1 protein-coding gene is annotated in these 3,625 nt (G+C 38.8%); it reads right to left on the reverse strand.

What is annotated here, in order from left to right; genetic code table 11:
• Positions 1–435 precede the first annotated feature (435 nt).
• Entirely contained in the window at positions 436–3,453 is a 3,018-nt protein-coding gene (locus AB4623_RS20795) for a M6 family metalloprotease domain-containing protein (protein WP_372147322.1), read from the reverse strand.
• Between the last annotated feature and the right edge of the window lie 172 nt (positions 3,454–3,625).

Genomic DNA, 3,625 nt, shown 5'->3' on the forward strand with positions numbered 1-3,625 from the left:
AAATAATGTTTATATGCATCTATACAAATAAATACGTTTATCGAGACCAACAACTGATTCACAAATCCTTATGTGCTTTTACAAACAACATGTTTTGTGTGTCATTCACATACCAAAGTCCTTACACAACACCTTCTCCAGACAAATGACAATCAACACAATTATAACCAAAACCTATGCACTCACCACCTTCTGGTTACCGAAAATCGTTGAAATTTATGTAAATATTCATCATTTATAAGGCTAAAGCTCAAAAATCATTCAAAAGAACGATTGTCTATTTTTGTGATCAACATTACACCAAAATGAAACTAAACACCTATTAATGTAACCCCAAAATCAGAAATGCGACAGATCATTCCGTTTCTTTGAGTTGGCTTATGTGTGGACAAATAAAAAAGAGCTATAAATATAGCTCTTCCATTTCACTTCATTCTATCGTTTCTGGCGTAACCGAAGGACCAAAAACAATATAAAAATAAGAGGTATTGAGGAACTGCCTCCTGACGAATCACTTTCAATTAATGGTACCGATGATTCAGTCGAAACATTCGGTAAAACTTCGATATCAAACGAACCTATCCACTCACCGCCATCTGTAGATAAAACCCTATATTTAATACTGTCATATAAAGCTAACTTACGTGGAGAAGGTGCATTGTAAATAATCTTTTTATCGACAATTTTTGCAGTACCGTTACGCGGAGAGTCCAAAATAATTAATGTGTCGACTTCTCCGTTAATATTAGGAATTAGATCAATATCATCACCATATTGTACTTGTAGCGATTTAGTGCCCAATAATGATACTTGCTTTTTTCGAACATCAATTGCTACAGACTGCTTTGCGTAACCTCCTAACGAATCTTGCACTAGAACGGCAAACTTGTATTGCTCTCCTTCTACAGCATCACTAGGGATTGTTACTTTGATGGATTTAGATTGTGAATCACTCAACGGCAACCTTGGACCTTGAACTTGAGACCACGTGATTTGATGCTCTGAAGAATCAACATCTGCAATATTGGTGACCATAAATGTCACAGTTTCACCTGGCTCCGACTTAGCATTTAACCTATTGAGCCTTAACTGAGGATCGTCATTCACAGGTTTAATATCAACCTCCACACGTGCAAAGTCCGTCTGTTCTCCGGCTTGACCTACCAAACGATATGTAAAACTGTCACGACCAAATTGATCAACTAACGGGAAATAGGTCCCACCCTGTATTACTCCTTTGTTTGGTTTCTGTCCGATTTCAACTGAATAATTATTTGGCCTAGGCAAATTGATATCATTCGCTAATAGGTTGAGCATAAAAGGAATGTCTTCATCGGTTGAGATCCTATCATCGACAGCAATAGGTTTGGCTTTGGTTGGCAATTCAAAAAGAACTGCAAAAGGAAAGTTCTGACCGAAACCACGACTTAAGCCTTGAGTTTTGTAATCAGAAATGGTGCCTGAAAATTGCCTTTTTCTTTGTCCATCTCCTAGATATGCGTCTAAAAATTGGGTTGAGTATTCAGGAGTCCCATTTTCAATCTCTAGCACAAGTAACTTTGAGCCCAAGCCAAGCTTAATTTTCTCATCAAAAATGATTTGTCCACCGTCCAGGGACGCGATGCCTCGGTGTAACAATCGACCTGCGCGCTCATCAATAACTGCATTGCCGAATCTTGATTGATATGGGTATTCCACCAAACGATAAAACATTGGCATCGCGACGCTCGTTGCTTTCGCGTAAAAGTGAATCCCTGCAATGTCTTGGTTTCCTTCAACCACGTCAACGGAAAAACCTAGAACATTAGTATTCGCGTTATAACGCGGATAGGTTCTTCCAAAAGAGGTTACCCAAGACGATTTATTGTTTGAGTTCGGTACGAATAAAGAGAAACTCGCTTTAGTATCATCGCTAACAATATTGGTTATTGAGATATCCGTCTTTCTTCCTGCTGTAATCGCTGTTAAGGAAGGTTCTGAATCATCTGAGAGATTGGTAACCGATTCTCTACCTGGAAAGACATCACCAGCATCTCCAGAAGAGAATCCGCTTTCTAATAATCCCTCTCCATCGGCTTGGAATACCTGTACTTGCATCGGACCGGAGCTATTGAATTGGTTATCTATATTCACAGCTGTAATCAACAAGCCTTCGCCACGAAGTGCTTGGTCATAATTATTTTTACGTCTGTTTTCAACGTAAGCACGCGGCCCAAATTGCTTGAGGTAAGGATCAAGATGGATAACACTTTCGCCCTTTATAGTGTCGATTTCGATACTACCGTTATTGGAGAGTACTTTCGGCTTTAAAAATCCGGATGCCTCTTTGCTCCACGCCAACATATTAACGGGTGTTTCTCCAGCATACTGATCACTCGGTTTACTCCCCCAACTTCCGCCTCCCATTAGACCCCAATGCCCAATTGAACCATTATGCTTGTAAGAATATAAATCCGGCAGGCCTAACATCAGATGTCCAAGCTCGTGTGCAATAACCCCCATCGTCGACTGATGATCATCTTGATAATCTGCGAAGAGGCAATATGCGCTAATACGCTTCCCGTCTATCTCGACAGTTCTGTGGGCAAATTTATGCGGCCAAATCGTAGGAGTTTTACGTGTACCACTTGATTTGTCATTACCCGCAAAGACGAACATGACGGACAGCTCTTGTGGGTCAATACTACCGTCATTATTGTAGTCATATTGAGAAAGGTTAAAGTCCACGTCTAGTGCTTCATAAGCCTTTGTGAACACATTATTGAGTTTATTTTGGCAATTACGTTCAGACTTAGAATGACAGTTAGGATGATCTATACCCAATGTGACATCAATAACACCATCATTTTTTGTTCCTTGGTTTTCTTTGGCCGGAACAACTTTATAATTCCCATAACTATTTTTAAGAAAGTAATCTTGAACACTTTGTTGGTTCTCACCAAATATCGTCGACTGAAAATCATTTTCTATATGTTCGTCTGAGAAACTGACTTGTACAACCAATAAGGCCTGTTCGGTGATCTTTTTATTTGAAGTGCTGTACGTGGATGATCGTTGATTTTGTCTTGGAGTAAATCTTCTATGGTTTGCAGCCGGCGAATCAAAAGATTCATTGACGTGTATTGGATCGATTTTCAAATTTTTGATGTTTGATTCAATGGGTATCTCAGCCTCACTCGAAGCCAGTACGCCCGTTGAAATAACCCTGCCTACCCCATTATCACTTACTACATACTTAGCAAAATACCATTGATTATCTGGGTCCTGAACATAAAGGTGTCCATCATGGTCTTGATACCAAAACATATGTTGTGACCCCATCAAGCGCAGCTCTTTCGTACTGCCATCAATAAAGGTCGTCATATGCCAAGTAGGCGCAGGTAAAGTAGTCGCTTGTACAGAACAAACAGCAATGACTGCCGTAATAAGTGTACAAATTAATTTAATCCTCATTATAAAATTCTCGTTAGTCGAATTATCTTCAAAATTGATGATTCGTTATTAAATGAAACGAGACTTTATCAATGGGTTATTATATTAACCAATTAACTTTCTGACTAAACCTATAAATATTAGTTATACCTTACTTAATTATAAATATATTTTATGACCAAATAAATTATAT

The organism is Vibrio sp. 10N.222.52.C12 (assembly GCF_041474215.1).
GTDB lineage: Bacteria > Pseudomonadota > Gammaproteobacteria > Enterobacterales > Vibrionaceae > Vibrio > Vibrio crassostreae_C.

Bases quoted from the DNA above. Each gene is read 5' to 3' on its own strand.
- AB4623_RS20795 (WP_372147322.1), bottom strand. From the start codon at position 3,453: ATGAGGATTAAATTAATTTGTACACTTATTACGGCAGTCATTGCTGTT.